This window comes from Microbulbifer okhotskensis, assembly GCF_023895975.1.
In the GTDB taxonomy this organism is placed as follows: domain Bacteria; phylum Pseudomonadota; class Gammaproteobacteria; order Pseudomonadales; family Cellvibrionaceae; genus Microbulbifer; species Microbulbifer okhotskensis.
This window is the reverse complement of the sequence record NZ_JALBWM010000520.1, coordinates 1-233: the sequence shown is the minus strand read 5'-3', so window position 1 is coordinate 233 and position 233 is coordinate 1. Positions and strand designations below refer to the sequence as shown.

Annotated in this window: 1 pseudogene; it reads right to left on the bottom strand. The window is 61.4% G+C overall.

The window, feature by feature from the left end:
- Positions 1-233: pseudogene (locus MO867_RS23145) on the bottom strand (aminotransferase); the annotation flags it as partial.

Here is a 233-nt window from a genome sequence, read left to right as displayed (position 1 = left end):
ATGGTAACGTTGCGAATGCCCTTGCGCTGGGTTTCCTGCATGACAGCCTTGCGCGCCGAAAACAGGCCCTTGGAGTCGCAGTAGCCCTGGGCCGATGGCAGGTTGTGGATGACGTCCTGGACAATTTCTTCCGGGGCTTCGAAGCCCCAGGGTGCCGGGTTGCCGATATTGAGCTTGAGGATGCGGTGGCCTTCTTCCTCAAGGCGCTTGGCTTCCTGCAGGACGGGGCCACG